The organism is Streptomyces sp. NPDC000878 (assembly GCF_053599695.1).
Genome location: NZ_JBSFMT010000008.1, coordinates 1 through 14,293 on the forward strand (window position 1 = coordinate 1; position 14,293 = coordinate 14,293).

Here is a 14,293-nt window from a genome sequence, read left to right on the forward strand (position 1 = left end):
CATCCGATCCGGACGTTGCGCGCACGGTTGTCCGCCACACCTGGGACGTCTCCCTCGACCAGCTGGACGCGGAAGGCTTCAGGCTGGCTCGCCCGGGGACCGGCCCTTCTCGTGTGTACGCCGAACTGCTGGGCCGTGCTGTCAGATCACCGACGCCTCGCTGGACGTCGTCGTCGCGGGGGCGCTGGTGTCGTCGGCCGGGGCGCTCTCCGTCTCGGTCTCGACCGGAGTGGATACCGGGCCGCTGGCCGAGGCCGTGGTCTCCGGGGTGGACGGCTCCGGCGTTGTTGTCGGGTCGGGCGTCGGCTCCGTGGTCGTCGGGTCGTCCGTCGGCTCGGTCGTCGTCGGGTCGTCCGTCGGTTCCGTGGTCGTCGGATCGTCGGTGGGCTCGGTCGTCGTCGGGTCGTCCGACGGGGTCGTGGTCCCCGTACCGCCACCACCGCCCCCACCGGTCCCGCCACCCGGCGTCTTCGTCCCCGTCGGATCGTCCGAAGGCTCCTCGCCCCCCGAGGACGGCGGCGTCGGGTCGTCCGACGTGCCCATGGTCCCGTCGGGACCCGGGTCGGTCGGGCGGCTGGTGGCCGTGCCCGTGTCACCGTCGCTGTTGTCGGCCTTGTCGGCACCGAGGCTGTCGTCGTCGCTGCCCGGGCTGGCGGACGGGTTGACGCCCACCTGGTCGGACGGCGCGCCGTTGGGGTTCGAGGTCGCCCCCAGCGTCACCACCGTGCCGAGCACCGCCGCGAGCAGGGCGCCCGCGCCGACGGCCACGAGGTTGCGCCGGGCACCGCCGACGAGCCGCTGGAGGCTCGATGCCTTGTGCGCCCCGCCGCCCCCGGACCGGGACGTGATGACCGTCGCCGGGAAGTCACCGGACCCGTAAGCGGAACCGGAACCGGAACCGGAACCGGTACCGGAGGCCGGACCGAAACCCGTGCCCGACGGCTGCAGCGGCGGATAGCCCGCGGCGCCGAAGACGGCCGGGACCCCGCCGGGCGGCGACGCCGACTCCTCGTACCGTGCGTCCGGGACCTCCTCGCCCGCCGTGGAGCCCAGGCCGGAGCCGAGGCCCGGGGTGTCGCCGGCCCGGTCGGCGACCAGGGTGAGGGCACGGCGGCCCGCGACCGTGCCGCGCTTGTCGGCGACGGCGCCGCGCAGGCCGAGGGCGGCCTCCAGCTCGGCGCGGGCCTGGTCGAGCTGTTCGCCGCAGAGCGCGAGGATGCCCAACTCGTGGTGGAAGTAGGCCTGTTCCGCGGCCTCTCCGGCGAGCCGGGCGGCCTCGGCACCGGCGAGCAGGACCCGTTCCCAGGCACTCCAGTACAGACCGGCCGCGAAGGCGGGCGCCGCCGTGCGGGCCAGCTGTACGGCCGTACTCTCCTCGTCCTCCCCCGGCGGCACCGTGACCGGGACGAGCACGTCGAGCGCGGCCAGCAGGGCGTCGGCCTCGGCGCAGACCCGCTCGGGGGTCACGGACGGGTGCCCGGCCCACCAGGCGTAGTGCTGGGCGGCGCTGATCGCCCGTTCCTGGGCGCCCTCGCCGTACCCGGCGGCCTCCAGCTGGGCCAGTACCCCGGCCGCGAGCCGGTAGTGCGAGCCGACCGGGGAGACCAGCGCACAGCCGAGCAGCTCGCCGAGGGCGGCGTCCGCGTGGGCGTCGTCGACCAACGCGGGCAGGTGGGCCTGGTGGGGCACCTCGCCGCCGAGCGCGACGGCGAAGCGCAGGGTCTCCCGCGCGGACCCGCTGAGCCGCGAGGCGAGCAGCGGCGCGGGCGCGGCACCCTCGGCGAGCGAGGGCAGCGGTACGTCGTGTTCGTCGCCGGAGTCGAAGGGCGCGTCGACCGGGATGTCCTGGAAGACACCGAACTCGTCGAACGCGTCGGCGCTGGCGCGCAGTCCGTCGCGCTGCCTGAGCAGGGCGCCGGCCTGGACGAACCGCAGGGGCAGGCCCTCGGACTCGAACCAGAGGTCGCCGGCCCAGTTGGCCTCCTCCTCGGTGAGGACCCGGCCGACGGCACGCTCAAGCAGCTCCAGGCCACCGGCCCGGTCGAGGCCGTCGAGGAACAGCTCCTCGATCAGCGCGTCGGCGGACGGCGCGGGCACGTCGGGGGTGGCGCTGATCAGGAAGGCGCACTCGGGGGTCGCGTCGATGAGTTCGTCGAGCGCGGCACCGCCGAACTCCACGTCGTCGAGGACGACGACCGCGCCGGCGTCCCGGACGAGGGCGTGCAGTTCGTCCGGTTCCGGCCGGTACAGAGGTGCGCTGTAGACGGCGTAGAAGAGGTCGTAGAGGAGGTCGGTCGGGGTGCGGCGGAGGCCGCTGAGGCGGACCACGCCGTCGGGCGCGAGGTCCGCGCAGTCCTCGGCGACCGCGTCGAGGAGCGTGGTGCGGCCGGAGCCGGGCGGGCCGGTGAGGCGTACGGAACGGCCGCGGGCGAGCAGCCGCACCAGCCGTTCGCGTTCGCCGTCCCGCTCCAGGAGCGGGAGTTCGGGCTGCGCGGGCCCGGGCGGTACGGGTGGTGTGGCCGCGCGGGTGATCTCGGCGCGCTCGGCCGCGGTGAGCTTGGCGGGCCGGCCGGGCCGTTCGCCGGGCGGGCAGATCTCTATCTCGCTGCCGTCGACCGGGTTGACCGTGAGCAGGTAGTCGCCCGAGACGAGCTGTACCGTGCGGGCGAGCGCGGGTGTGTGCTGGCCGAAGTCGGATGTGAGGGCGTCGCGAGGCGGGCGCTGACGCGGCGTGGTGCCGTCGGCGTCATGGCCGTACTCCTCGGAGCCCTGGTTGTTCGGGTCCATAAGGTTCAAGCCCCCCAAAAGCGTCGTGTGCGGGTCGACAGGACCCAGGCCCCTCCCGGCCTTGCTGCACACTGCGCTGTCGCTTCTGGTCCGGGCCCGCTCGTGGGATGTCAGGCAGCGGGCGACCGAACCCTAAACCTTCGCACAGTATCTACGACAGTCCGGGGTACCGCGCCGTCCGAGACGTCACAGTCTCGTGAGGATTGTGCACGAAGCGTGTTTCACACCGGGTGTCCCACACAGCGCCTTTCACACTCTGGGCAGTGACTCCACCCCGATACCGCCCTCGATCGCCAGGATCCGGTGCAGCCGGGTGGCCACCAGCAGGCGCTGCATCTGCGGTGGTACGTCGCGCAGCACCAGCCGCCGGCCGCACCGCCCGCACCGTCGGTGGGCTCCCATGATCACCCCAAGTCCGGTGGCGTCCCAGGAGTCCAGCTCGGACAGGTCCAGCACCAGATCGCCGACGCCGGTGTCGACGGCCGTGTGCAGGACCGTACGGGCGTCCGCCGCGCTGCGAACGTCGAGGCGGCCCCCGACGACCAGCTCGGCGTGGTCGCCCCTGATGTACATATGCGCTCCCGTGAGTGCGTTGTCGTGCTCCGCGTCGGTAGGTGATGCAACGTCTGACTGCCTGAGGGGCAGGCAGGTTGCCGTCTGTGAGCGAACCGATACCCAATTCACCCCACAGGGTGATACCTGAGGGGTTCGTGCGGTTTTCGTGCCTGTTGACTACTGCTGAGGTACTGCCGACTGCTTCCGTCTACGACTGCTGACGACCGCTCAGTGCTTGTAGAAGCCCTGCCCGCTCTTGCGGCCGATGTCACCGGCGTCAACCATCCGGCGCATCAGCTCCGGAGGAGCGAACTTCTCGTCCTGGGACTCGGTGTAGATGTTGCTCGTGGCGTGCAGCAGGATGTCGACCCCGGTGAGGTCGGCGGTGGCCAGCGGGCCCATGGCGTGCCCGAAGCCGAGCTTGCAGGCGAGGTCGATGTCCTCCGCGGTGGCGACACCGGACTCGTACAGCTTGGCCGCCTCGACGACGAGCGCCGAGATCAGCCGGGTCGTCACGAAACCGGCGACATCCCGGTTGACGACGATGCAGGTCTTGCCGACGGACTCGGCGAACTCCCGCGTGGTGGCGAGGGTTTCGTCGCTCGTCTTGTAGCCGCGGACCAGCTCGCAGAGCTGCATCATCGGCACCGGCGAGAAGAAGTGCGCACCGACGACCCGGTCCGGGCGCTCGGTCACGGCGGCGATCTTGGTGATGGGGATGGCCGAGGTGTTGGAGGCGAGCACGGCGTCGTCGCGCGCGATCTTGTCGAGCGCGCGGAAGATCTCGTGCTTGACCTCCAGCTTCTCGAAGACGGCCTCGACGACAATGTCCGCGTCGCCGACCGCGTCGAGGTCCGTGGTCGCGGTGATCCGCCCGAGAGCGGCCTCCGCATCCTGCTCGGCCAGCTTGCCCTTGCTCACGAACTTGTCGTACGAGGCCTTGATGCCGTCGGTGCCACGGGTGAGCGCTTCGTCGGTGACATCGCGCAGTACGACGTCCCAGCCCGCCTGGGCAGAGACCTGTGCGATGCCGGAACCCATCAGGCCGGCTCCGATGACGGCAAGCTTCCGTGCCACTGTGCGACTCCCCTGACCCGCTGTTTACGTATGCCTCGTGTATGAGCCTCTCCGGCGGACCTTAGCGGTCGTGAGGGGTTGTGTGACTGCTTAGTAACGCGTTTCACGTCTCATGTCGTGAGACGCCGATCACGTCTCATCTGACGGAGTTGACGATCCTCCCGGCGGCCGAGGCCACAGGGATTCCGAACTCAGTGGTCGGAGCGCTAATTCCTCGCGGTTTCACGCTGGTTGGCGCTTCGCAGACCGGCTGGCGCCGAGGTCTCCACGCCCTGTGACCCGCATGCCCGCGGGCCAGTGTGTTCTTCGCCGCCACCGTGTCGCCGTGTTCCAGGTGACCGCAGACTCTGCATGCGAACTTCGTTTGGCTCTCGCGGTTGTCCGGATGCGTGTGTCCGCAGACGGGGCACGTCACCGATGTGTAGGCGGGGTTCACAGTGCACACTTCGGCACCCGTGTGACGGGCGCGGTTGCGGACTGCGAGCTCGAAGGAGTGCCAGCCCTTGTCGAGAATGGCGCGGTTGAGTCCAGCTTTCTGTCGTACGTGCGTTCCGGGCTCGGCGACGGTTCCCCTGGCGGTGGCATGCTTTCCGCCGATTCGACCCCCGCTGGGTGCGGGCGAGTTGCTGCTGAAGTCTCCGGTACCGCTTGGTCTCGCCAGGGGTGATGAAGTTGCGGTCGAAGAACCTGCCATCACTGGTGGCGACGAGCACAACCACTCCACGGTCCACGCCGACGCGTCCGGAAGCCAACCCACCCGAGTTTCGGCAGACGCACCAGCCCCCGTTTGCGTCCCACCCGCTCGACCGAGAGATGGCGGGGATCAGGGAACCGAAACGAGGGCTGCCACCGCTGCTTCGCCCTCCAGCGAACGCCGAACGTGCCATGCGTGCGACACGCCCTGTCCAGATCCGGAGAGTCTGCTGGAGGATGTGGGACTGCGCGGACTTCAGCCATGGGTGCTCAGCCTTCGCCTCTGCCATTTCACGAGCCTGCTGCACGTAGTCGATCCAACCGCCCTGGCGGCGGTACTCGCGACGCTGTTCGAGACCGGTGTTCCACACCGCGCGGCAGACGTTGCCGTACTCCTCCGCCGTCTCGGCCTGTTCCGGCGTCAGAACGAGCCGATACCTCCTGCCGACCAGCACGGTTTTCCCCTCCCACCGGCAACTCGCCAGCCCCTGTCTCAGCAACGACGCCTCCACCTCCAGGTCACGGGTACGAATCAAGAACACCTGCACGACTTGGGGCAACGTCTAGATTGGCCGCATGGTCAATCTGACGCGCATCTACACCAGGACCGGCGACAAGGGCACCACCGCCCTCGGTGACATGAGCCGGGTCGCCAAGACCGATCTGCGGATCTCGGCGTACGCCGACGCCAACGAGGCGAACGCGGTGATCGGGACCGCCGTGGCCCTCGGTGGGCTGGCGGAGGATGTCGTGAAGGTGCTGACCCGGGTGCAGAACGACCTGTTCGACGTGGGCGCGGACCTGGCGACGCCGGTCGCCGAGAACCCGGAGTTCCCGCCGCTGCGTGTCGAGCAGTCGTACGTCGACAAGCTGGAGGCGGACTGCGACCGGTTCCTCGAAGACCTGGAGAAACTGCGCTCGTTCATCCTGCCCGGCGGCACCCCCGGCGCGGCCCTGCTGCACCAGGCGTGCACGGTCGTACGCCGGGCCGAGCGCTCGACGTGGGCCGCGCTGGAGGTCCACGCCGAGGTCATGAATCCGCTCACCGCCACCTACCTCAACCGGCTATCGGACCTGCTCTTCATTCTTGCCCGTACGGCCAACAAGGAGGTCGGGGACGTGCTCTGGGTCCCGGGTGGGGAACGCTGACCCCTCTTCGTAGCCTGCCGGTGCCCTCTTCGGCCAGATCGTGTACGTCAGCGCGATCAGCCCGTGGATGCCGGCGGCCCTGAGCGCCGCCCACTGGAAGGACCTCAGGGACGAGGTGTCGCCGTCGCCGACGTACCAGACCGCCGCCTGGAGCAGCGCGCAGGCGACCGCCGCCCCCAGGACGGTACGCAGCCACAGGTTGCCCTCGTGCCGGGCGCGCGCCATGCCGTAGCGGGGCGGCCTCGGCGGGGGCGGGCCCCCGGCCAGGCGGTGGGCGGCGTGGCCGTCGAGCCAGCGGAGCGTGTAGTGGCCGTACGCCACCGTGAAGCCGATGTACAGCGCGGCCAGGCCGTGCTCCCAGCCCGGTTCGGCGCCGTTCTTCAGGTCGATCGCCGTCACGGTGAACAGGACCAGTTCCAGCAGTGGCTCGCAGAGCAGCAGCACCACGCTGGTCCGGCGCCAATTGAGCAGGTAGCGGACGGCCAGGCCGAGCGCCAGCAGCACCCAGAAGCCGACCTCGCAGGCGATGATCAACGCGACGATCACGACTCGCTCCTTCCGGTGAGAATCCGTTCAGGGGAATCCGTTCTCCTTCCAGGCTCCCGGCCGGACGCGCCCGATTCGTCGTCGGCGGTGAGGAAGTCGCCGTACATCGAAAGATGCAGTTCGGGACCCTTCCCGACCCTTCCCGGGGAGCAGGCGGGCGGCGTCCCGGCCGTGTTGGATGGGGGCATGGCCCCACGGTTTCCCCGCCCGCACCGCGACGACGTACGCATCGCGCTCGCGGGACTGCTCGGCGGGCTGCTGTTCTGGAGCGTCGGTCTCGGGACCCGGCCGGCCGGCGACCCCATCGTGCTCTGGGACGGGCGCTGGCCGGTGCTGCTGCCGCTCTTCGTGACCGCCGGCTGCGAGCTGCTCCGGCGGGTCCGCCCGCGTACGGGCCTGCTGATCGGCACGGCCGCGCTGACGCTGGACACCGTCACGCAGGGCAGCCTGGTCACGCTGGTGATGTTCACGGACCTCGTGTACGCGGCCGTGCTGTACGGACCGCCCGGCACCGCCCGCCGTGTCCCCCGGATCACCGCGCTGCTCTCGGTGGCCGGCACGATCGTGCCCTTCGCGATCTGGCGGGAGCCGCAGGCGCTGCTCATCGGTGTGGTCGTCGGCATCGTCGCGTTCACCCCCGCCGCCACCGGCCTGATCGTCCGCAACCACCGTGACGCCGCCGAGTCGGCCCGGCTGCGCGCCGAACAGACCGCGCTGCTCGCCGAGTTCGACCGCGCCCAGGCCGTCGTCTCCGAACGGGCGCGGATGGCAAGGGAGTTGCACGACATGGTCGCCAACCACCTCTCGGCCATCGCGATCCACTCCACGGCCGCGCTCTCCCTCGACGACCCCGACACCTCGAAGCAGGCCCTGGGTGTCATCCGCGAGAACAGCGTGGCGGGACTGGCCGAGATGCGCCGGCTGATCGGCATCCTGCGCGACAGCGGCGGCGACCTGGAACCGGCGGCGGCCCCGACGCTGGACGGCCTCGGCACGCTGGTCGACGGCGCCCGCACCAACGGCCTCGACGTCACCCTCGACACCGGTTCCGACACAGGTACCGACTTCGGCACCGACTTCGGCACCGACCTCGGCACCGACCTCGGCACCCTGCCGGCGCCGGTCGAGCTGGCCGCGTACCGCATCGTCCAGGAGTCCCTGACCAACGCCCTCAAGCACGCCTCCCCCGGCCGGGTCACGGTGGCGCTCACCCGGCGGGACTGTTCCCTGTGCATCGCCGTGACCAGTCCGTACGGCGATCACGACAGCCCACGCGCACCCGGCTCCGGTGCCGGTCTGGTCGGGATGCGGGAGCGGGTCGCGCTGCTGGGCGGCACCTTCACGGCGGGAGCGGACGGCGCCCACTGGGCCGTACGCGCCACGCTGCCCCTCACCGAAGCCGAAGGAGTAGACGCATGACGGACACAGGACCGGCGATCCGGGTGCTCGTCGCCGAGGACCAGTCGGCCGTACGGGCCGGGCTCGTCCTCATCCTGGGCAGCGCGCCCGGCATCGAGGTCGCCGGGGAGGCGGCGGACGGCGAGCAGGCGGTTGCGCTGGCCCGTGAACTGCGGCCGGATCTGGTGCTGATGGACATTCAGATGCCGCGCCTGGACGGGGTGTCGGCGACCCGGCAGGTGGTCGCGGAGGGCCTCGCCGACGTGCTCGTGCTGACCACCTTCGATCTCGACGAGTACGTCTTCGGGGCGCTGCGCGCGGGCGCCTCCGGTTTTCTGCTCAAGAACACGGAGGCGAGGGATCTGATCGACGCGGTACGGACAGTGGCGCGAGGGGAAGGGCTGATCGCCCCGGCGGTCACCCGGCGGCTCATCGCCGAGTTCGCGTCCGGGTCGGCGCGGGAGCCGAGGGCCGACCCGGCCGTCCTGGACGCCCTCACCCGCCGGGAGCGCGAGGTGCTGTCGTGTCTCGGCGAGGGACTGTCCAACGCGGACGTCGCGACCCGCCTCGACATGGCCGAGGCGACGGTGAAAACGCACGTCAGCCGGTTGCTGGGCAAGCTGGAGCTGCGCAGCCGGGTCCAAGCGGCGGTACTGGCACAGGAGTTGGGGGTTTAGGCGACTTGGGCGAGCCTTGGCCGAAGTGGTCCAGACCTATTGACCCGTGGTCCAGACCTTCCTATTCTCGCGGCACCGTGGGTGTGAGGCTCAGTCACGCCCCCATGACACCCCCAAGGAGGCGCTGCATGCGCTTCAGACACCGGCTCACGGCAGGCCTGACCACCCTGCTGCTCCCCCTCGCCGCCATGGTCGGCCTCGCGAGCCCGGCCGAGGCGGCCACCTCTGCCACCGCCACCTACGCCAAGACCCAGGACTGGGGCACCGGCTTCGAGGGCAAGTGGACGGTCACCAACACCGGTACCACGTCGATCAGTTCATGGACGGTGGAGTGGGACTTCCCCTCCGGTACGTCCGTCACCTCGGCCTGGGACGCGGACGTCACCTCGTCCGGCACCCACTGGACCGCCAAGAACAAGTCCTGGAACGGCACCTTGGCCCCCGGCGCCGCCGTCTCCTTCGGCTTCAACGGCGCCGGCACCGGCTCCCCCGCCAACTGCAAGCTGAACAGCGGCAGTTGTGACGGCGGCTCGGTCCCCGGCGACAACGCCCCATCCGCGCCCGGCACTCCGACGGCCTCCGGCGTCACCAACACCTCGGCGACGCTCAGTTGGAGCGCGGCCACCGACGACAAGGGCATCAAGAACTACGACGTGCTGCGCGGCGGCACCAAGGTCGCGACGGTGACGACCACCTCGTACACGGACACGGGTCTGACCGCCGGTACGGACTACTCGTACACGGTCCAGGCCCGAGACAGCGCCGACCAGTTGGGCCCGGTGAGCGGCGCGGTCGCCGTGCGTACCACCGGCGGCACCACCAACCCGCCCACCGGGAACAAGGTCAAGCTCGGCTACTTCACCGAGTGGGGCGTCTACGGCCGCAACTACCACGTCAAGAACCTGGTGACCTCGGGCTCGGCGTCGAAGATCACCCACATCAACTACGCGTTCGGCAACGTCAAGGACGGCAAGTGCACCGTCGACGACACCTACGCCGCCTACGACAAGGCGTACACCGCCGACCAGTCGGTGTCCGGCACGGCTGACACGTGGGACCAGCCGCTGCGCGGCAACTTCAACCAGCTGCGTCAGCTGAAGGCCAAGTACCCGAACATCAAGGTGCTTTACTCCTTCGGCGGCTGGACCTACTCCGGCGGATTCGCGCAGGCCGCCGCCAACCCGGCCGCGTTCGCCGCCTCCTGCAAGGCAGTTGTCGAGGACTCGCGCTGGGCTGATGTCTTCGACGGCATCGACATCGACTGGGAGTACCCGAACGCCTGTGGCCTGACCTGTGACACGTCCGGTCCCGCGGCCTTCAAGAACCTGATGTCGGCGCTGCGTTCGGAGTTCGGCTCCAGCTACCTGGTCACCGCGGCCATCACCGCCGACGGCTCCTCCGGCGGCAAGATCGACGCGGCCGACTACGGCGGCGCCTCGGCCTACCTCGACTGGTACAACGTGATGACGTACGACTACTTCGGCGCCTTCGACGCGGACGGCCCGACCGCCCCGCACTCGCCGCTCACCTCGTACACCGGTATCCCGGCCGCGGGCTTCAACTCGGCGGACGCGATCGCCAAGCTGAAGGCGAAGGGCGTCCCGGCGGCGAAGCTCCTGCTGGGCATCGGCTTCTACGGCCGTGGCTGGACCGGCGTCACCCAGGCCGCCCCGGGCGGCTCGGCGACGGGCGCGGCACCGGGCACGTACGAGGCGGGCATCGAGGACTACAAGGTCCTCAAGAACTCCTGTCCCGCCACCGGCACCATCGCCGGTACGGCGTACGCGTACTGCGGCAACAACTGGTGGTCGTACGACACTCCCGCGACGATCGCCGGGAAGATGACCTGGGCCAAGAACCAGGCCCTGGGCGGCGCGTTCTTCTGGGAGTTCAGCGGCGACACGAGCAACGGGGAGCTGGTGAGCGCGATCAACACCGGCCTGAGCTAGCGATCCGAGCTAGCGATCACGCAACATTGACGCGCTGACCGGGCGGGGCTGCTTCCAGCCACGCGAGAAATCCGGTCAGCGCGTCGTCGCTCATCGCCAGTTCGAGTCTCGTCCCGCGATGAAGACACGCCAGCACGACCGCGTCCGAGAGCAGCGCCAGTTCCTCCTCGCCGTCGGGAGCGCGACGGCCGGCCACCTCGATCGCCGAGCGTTCCAGGACGCGGCGCGGGCGGGGGGAGTACGAGAAGACGCGGTACCACTCGATGCGGTCGCCGTTGTAGCGGGCGACGCCGTAGCCCCAGCCCTTGCCGCTGGGGTCGGGTTTCTCGGGGACGTCCCAGCGCAGGCTGCAGTCGAACGTACCGCCGGAGCGTTGGATGAGTCGGCGGCGCAGACCGAAGACGAACAGGCCCACCACCACGAGCGCCACTACCAAGCCGCACACAGTCAGAGCGAGGATCATCGACACCGACCTCCTCGTCTCCTAGGTAACGGAAAAGAAAAAACATCCGGATTCGCCTCAGCCGCGGCCAGGGCCGGCGCGAACCGGTCCCAGCCGCGGCTGAGGCAAAGCATCACATTGACGCGCTGGTGTCAGCGCGCCGCCACGGCCCGCAGCCGGACGTCGGCACGCCGCTCGGCGGACGCGTCGCCCTCCGCCTTCGCGCGCTCCAGCTCCCGCTCCACGCGCTGGACGTCGATCTCGTCCGCCAGCTCGGCGACCTCCGCCAGCAGCGACAGCTTGTTGTCGGCGAACGAGATGAAACCGCCGTGCGCCGCGGCGACGACCGTTCCACCATCACTCGTACGGATGGTCACAGGGCCCGACTCCAGCACACCGAGCAGCGGCTGGTGACCGGGCATGACGCCGATGTCGCCGGACGTGGTGCGCGCGACGACCAGGGTGGCCTCGCCGGACCAGACCTGACGGTCGGCAGCGACCAGCTCGACATGCAGCTCAGCAGCCAAGGTTGGCTCCTCGGGTCACCACCCGGCGGTTTGGCCGGGTGTTGGTTACAAGTCTAGTGGGCGTGAATGAGGGGGCGGGACGTGCCCCGCCCCCTCACCTGTGAGTCATAGGACTCACTTAGAGCTCAGGGCTCAGGAGACGCCCAGCTCCTTGGCGTTGGCCTTGAGGTCCTCGATGCCACCGCAGAGGAAGAACGCCTGCTCCGGGAAGTGGTCGTAGTCGCCGTCGATGATCGCGTTGAACGCGGTGATCGACTCGTCCAGCGGTACGTCCGACCCGTCGACGCCGGTGAACTGCTTGGCGACGTGGGTGTTCTGGGACAGGAAGCGCTCCACGCGGCGGGCGCGGTGGACGACCAGCTTGTCCTCTTCGCCCAGCTCGTCGATACCGAGGATCGCGATGATGTCCTGAAGGTCCTTGTACTTCTGGAGGACCGTCTTGACACGCATGGCCGTGCTGTAGTGGTCCGCCGTGATGTAGCGGGGGTCCAGGATGCGGGACGTGGAGTCCAGCGGGTCCACGGCCGGGTAGATGCCCTTCTCGGAGATCGGACGGGACAGAACCGTCGTCGCGTCGAGGTGGGCGAACGTGGTGGCCGGGGCCGGGTCGGTCAGGTCGTCCGCGGGGACGTAGATCGCCTGCATCGAGGTGATCGAGTGACCACGGGTCGAGGTGATGCGCTCCTGGAGGAGACCCATCTCGTCGGCCAGGTTCGGCTGGTAGCCCACCGCGGAGGGCATACGGCCGAGCAGGGTCGAGACCTCGGAACCGGCCTGCGTGAAGCGGAAGATGTTGTCGATGAAGAACAGCACGTCCTGCTTCTGCACATCGCGGAAGTACTCCGCCATGGTCAGACCGGCCAGGGCCACGCGCAGACGGGTGCCCGGGGGCTCGTCCATCTGACCGAAGACCAGCGCGGTCTTGTCGATGACGCCCGACTCCGACATCTCCTCGATGAGGTCGTTGCCCTCACGAGTGCGCTCACCGACACCGGCGAACACGGAGACACCGTCGTGGTTGTTGGCGACGCGGTAGATCATCTCCTGGATGAGCACCGTCTTGCCGACGCCGGCACCGCCGAACAGGCCGATCTTTCCACCCTTGACGTACGGGGTGAGAAGGTCGATGACCTTGACGCCGGTCTCGAACATCTCGGTCTTCGACTCGAGCTCGTCGAAGCGCGGGGCCTTGCGGTGGATGGACCAGCGCTCGCCGTCGTACGTCTCGTCGGAGTTCAGTACCTCACCGAGGGTGTTGAACACCTTGCCCTTGGTGAAGTCGCCGACCGGGACGGTGATGCCCGTACCCGTGTCGGTGACCACGGCCTGGCGGACCAGACCGTCGGTGGGCTGCATCGAGATCGTGCGGACCAGGCCGTCACCCAGGTGCTGGGCGACCTCCAGGGTCAGCGTCTTCTTCTCGCCGGCGAGGGCCGGGTCGGCCACCTCGACGTGAAGGGCGTTGTAGATCTCCGGCATGGCGTCGACGGGGAATTCCACGTCGACGACCGGGCCGATGACCCGGGCGACGCGGCCCGTGGCAACGGCCGTCTCAACTGTCGTCGTCATTACCTGTCACTCCCCGCGGTCGCGTCGGCCAGGGCTGCGGAGCCACCGACGATCTCGCTGATTTCCTGGGTGATTTCGGCCTGGCGGGCCGCGTTGGCAAGTCGGGAGAGGCTGGTGATCAGGTCTCCCGCGTTGTCGGTCGCCGACTTCATCGCGCGGCGCGTGGCGGCGTGCTTGGAGGCGGCCGACTGGAGCAGCGCGTTGTAGATACGGCTCTCGACGTACCGCGGCAGCAGGGCGTCCAGGACGTCCTCCGCCGACGGCTCGAAGTCGTACAGCGGAAGGATCTCGCCCTTGCCGGCCGACTCCTGCGCCACCTCGTCGAGGCGGAGCGGCAGCAGGCGGTTGTCGACCGCCGTCTGCGTCATCATCGAGACGAACTCGGTGTAGACGATGTGGAGTTCGTCCACGCCGCCGTCCGCCGTCTCCTTCTCGATGGCCTCGATGAGCGGACCCGCGACCTTCTTGGCGTCCGCGTACGTCGGCTGGTCGGTGAAGCCCGACCACGACTCCACGACCTTGCGCTCGCGGAAGTTGTAGTGGGCCAGACCGCGGCGGCCGACGATGTACGTGTCGACCTCCTTGCCCTCCGCCTCAAGGCGCGCCGTCAGCTGCTCGGCGGCCTTGATGGCGTTGGAATTGAAGGCGCCGGCCAGTCCGCGGTCGCTCGTGAGGAGCAGAACAGCGGACCGGGTCGGCGTCTCCGCCTCCGTGGTCAGCGGGTGCTTGGTGTTCGAACCGGTACCGACCGCCGTGACCGCGCGTGTCAGCTCGGTCGCGTACGGCGCGGAGGCCGCCACCTTGCGCTGCGCCTTGACGACGCGCGAGGCGGCGATCATCTCCATCGCCTTGGTGATCTTCTTGGTCGCGGTGACGGATCGGATGCGACGCTTGTAGACCCGGAGCTGGGCTCCCATGAGTCAG

At 69.6% G+C, this 14,293-nt stretch carries 13 protein-coding genes and 1 pseudogene; 4 read left to right on the forward strand and 10 right to left on the reverse strand.

The annotated features are described in order from the left end of the window. Positions 1–141 precede the first annotated feature (141 nt). The 5 genes and pseudogenes from ACWDR4_RS09830 to ACWDR4_RS09850 all read right to left on the reverse strand — a co-directional run. Positions 142–2,787, reverse strand: a complete 2,646-nt coding sequence (locus ACWDR4_RS09830; protein ID WP_450406228.1) for an ATP-binding protein — start codon at positions 2,785–2,787, stop codon at positions 142–144. 249 nt (positions 2,788–3,036) lie between these two features. Then, positions 3,037–3,360 carry an STAS domain-containing protein gene (locus ACWDR4_RS09835; RefSeq protein ID WP_006382151.1) on the reverse strand — a complete coding sequence of 108 codons (324 nt, stop codon included), beginning with the start codon at positions 3,358–3,360 and terminating at the stop codon, positions 3,037–3,039. A 210-nt stretch (positions 3,361–3,570) separates the two neighbouring features. Further along, positions 3,571–4,419, reverse strand: a complete 849-nt coding sequence (locus ACWDR4_RS09840; protein ID WP_450406231.1) for a 3-hydroxyacyl-CoA dehydrogenase family protein — start codon at positions 4,417–4,419, stop codon at positions 3,571–3,573. A 136-nt stretch (positions 4,420–4,555) separates the two neighbouring features. Then, positions 4,556–5,113, reverse strand: a complete 558-nt coding sequence (locus ACWDR4_RS09845; protein ID WP_450406233.1) for a zinc ribbon domain-containing protein — start codon at positions 5,111–5,113, stop codon at positions 4,556–4,558. A gap of 379 nt (positions 5,114–5,492) precedes the next feature. Continuing rightward, a pseudogene (locus ACWDR4_RS09850) lies at positions 5,493–5,660 on the reverse strand (hypothetical protein); the annotation flags it as partial. A gap of 28 nt (positions 5,661–5,688) precedes the next feature. Between ACWDR4_RS09850 and ACWDR4_RS09855 the strand changes: the two are divergent. After that, positions 5,689–6,261, forward strand: a complete 573-nt coding sequence (locus ACWDR4_RS09855; protein WP_450406236.1) for a cob(I)yrinic acid a,c-diamide adenosyltransferase — start codon at positions 5,689–5,691, stop codon at positions 6,259–6,261. On the opposite strand, the gene ACWDR4_RS09860 is transcribed toward ACWDR4_RS09855, so the two are convergent. Then, a complete protein-coding gene (locus ACWDR4_RS09860) occupies positions 6,178–6,807 on the reverse strand; it encodes a hypothetical protein (protein ID WP_450406239.1) in 630 nt (209 codons plus the stop codon). The genes ACWDR4_RS09855 and ACWDR4_RS09860 overlap by 84 nt on opposite strands. 186 nt (positions 6,808–6,993) lie before the next feature. On the opposite strand from ACWDR4_RS09860, the gene ACWDR4_RS09865 reads away from it, so the two are divergent. The 3 genes from ACWDR4_RS09865 (at position 6,994) to ACWDR4_RS09875 (ending at position 10,831) form a co-directional block, all read left to right on the forward strand. Next, the gene (locus ACWDR4_RS09865) at positions 6,994–8,226 is read left to right on the forward strand and encodes a sensor histidine kinase (RefSeq protein WP_450406241.1); all 1,233 of its coding nucleotides are present in this window, start codon (positions 6,994–6,996) and stop codon (positions 8,224–8,226) included. Beyond that, positions 8,223–8,882, forward strand: coding sequence for a response regulator (locus tag ACWDR4_RS09870; protein WP_450406243.1), 660 nt, complete (start codon positions 8,223–8,225; stop codon positions 8,880–8,882). Before ACWDR4_RS09865 ends, ACWDR4_RS09870 begins: the two co-directional genes overlap by 4 nt. 128 nt (positions 8,883–9,010) lie before the next feature. Beyond that, entirely contained in the window at positions 9,011–10,831 is a 1,821-nt protein-coding gene (locus ACWDR4_RS09875) for a glycosyl hydrolase family 18 protein (RefSeq protein ID WP_450406245.1), read from the forward strand. A 16-nt stretch (positions 10,832–10,847) separates the two neighbouring features. Here the strand turns inward: ACWDR4_RS09875 and ACWDR4_RS09880 are convergent, their stop codons facing one another. The 4 genes from ACWDR4_RS09880 to ACWDR4_RS09895 form a co-directional block, all read right to left on the reverse strand. Then, a complete protein-coding gene (locus tag ACWDR4_RS09880) occupies positions 10,848–11,294 on the reverse strand; it encodes a DUF2550 domain-containing protein (protein WP_235474805.1) in 447 nt (148 codons plus the stop codon). A 131-nt stretch (positions 11,295–11,425) separates the two neighbouring features. Then, positions 11,426–11,800, reverse strand: a complete 375-nt coding sequence (locus tag ACWDR4_RS09885) for a F0F1 ATP synthase subunit epsilon (RefSeq protein WP_105970735.1) — start codon at positions 11,798–11,800, stop codon at positions 11,426–11,428. 132 nt (positions 11,801–11,932) lie between these two features. Next, complete coding sequence (gene atpD, locus ACWDR4_RS09890; RefSeq protein WP_450406249.1) at positions 11,933–13,369, reverse strand: F0F1 ATP synthase subunit beta; 1,437 nt, start codon at positions 13,367–13,369, stop codon at positions 11,933–11,935. After that, on the reverse strand, positions 13,369–14,286 hold the full coding sequence (locus ACWDR4_RS09895; RefSeq protein WP_450406251.1) for a F0F1 ATP synthase subunit gamma: 918 nt from the start codon (positions 14,284–14,286) through the stop codon (positions 13,369–13,371). The genes atpD and ACWDR4_RS09895 overlap by 1 nt, the downstream gene beginning before the upstream one ends. Positions 14,287–14,293 lie beyond the last annotated feature (7 nt).